General features: G+C 59.9%; 1 protein-coding gene. It reads left to right on the plus strand.

Annotated elements, in window-relative coordinates:
* The coding region (locus ABIB36_RS21890; protein ID WP_354563604.1) for a condensation domain-containing protein at positions 1–1,375 on the plus strand (1,375 nt) is incomplete at both ends.

Raw genomic sequence — 1,375 nt, forward strand, 5'->3', positions numbered from 1 at the left:
TCGGGGGATCGGGTTGCGTTGGTGGCGCGGGAGCGTCCGGGTGTGGTGCCGTTGTCGTTGGCGCAGCAGCGGATGTGGTTCCTGAACCGATTCGATGCCGGTTCGGCGGCGTACAACGTGCCCGTCGCCATCAGGCTGTCGGGTGAATTGGATGCCTCTGCCGTAGAGGCCGCGGTGCGAGATGTGATTGCACGGCACGAGTCTCTTCGTACGATGTACCCCGAGACCGAGGACGGCCCGATTCAGTTCGTCGTCCCGGCGGAACGGGTCCGGCCCGATATCCAGGTCGTCGACATCGATGCTTCGGACGTCGAGAGCCGGGTGCGTGCGCTGGCATCGACGACCTTCGATGTGACGACGGAGATACCGCTGCGGGTTCGGTTGTTCACCGTGTCTTCGACGGAACACGTACTTGCCCTTGTGGTGCACCATATTTCGGCCGACGGTTCCTCGATGGGTCCGTTGACGCGTGATGTGATGGTGGCGTATGCGGCGCGTTCTGCCGGTGAGGCTCCTGGTTGGGCTCCGTTGTCGGTGCAGTACGCCGATTTTGCGTTGTGGCAGCGTGAGGTTCTCGGTAGTGAGGATGATCCGGATTCGATTGCTGCGCAGCAGGTGTCGTATTGGAAGACCGCTTTGGCGGGCCTGCCGGATCAGCTCGATCTGCCGATGGATCGTCCGCGTCCTGCGGTGCAGTCGTATGCAGGAGATCGAGCCGACTTCGCGGTCGATGCGGATGTGCATGCTCAGCTCGTGCAGCTTGCGCGTCGGACCAACAGCACGTTGTTCATGGTGGTGCATTCTGCGATGGCAGTGTTGTTCGCTCGTTTGTCCGGTAGTGACGACATTGCTATCGGTACTCCGTTCGCCGGTCGCAGCGACAAAGCTTTGGACGACATCATCGGGATGTTCGTCAACACGTTGGTTTTCCGTAGTCGGGTGGATTCTTCGATGACGTTCGAGGAGTTGTTGGCGCAGACTCGGGCGAGTGATTTGCAGGCGTTCGCGCATGCGGATGTGCCGTTCGAGCGTTTGGTGGAGGTGCTCAATCCGGTTCGGTCGACGGCGCGGCATCCGTTGTTCCAGGTGGGGTTGTCTTTCCAGAATCTTGCGCAGAGTTCGTTGGAGTTGTCGGGATTGTCGGTGAGTGGTCTCGATGCTGATACGGGGATTTCGCAGTTCGATCTGCATTTGATCGTGACGGACCGTTACGACGAGGGTGGTCGTCCTTTGGGTGTGGGTGGGTATTTCACGTTTGCGACGGATTTGTTCGATCGGTCGACGGTGGATGGTTTTGTGGAGCGGTTTGTTCGGGTGTTGGAGGCGGTGGTGGCGGATTCGTCTGTGGTGGTGGGTGATATTGGTGTGTTGGGTG

The organism is Rhodococcus sp. UYP9, assembly GCF_040547235.1.
GTDB lineage: Bacteria > Actinomycetota > Actinomycetes > Mycobacteriales > Mycobacteriaceae > Rhodococcoides.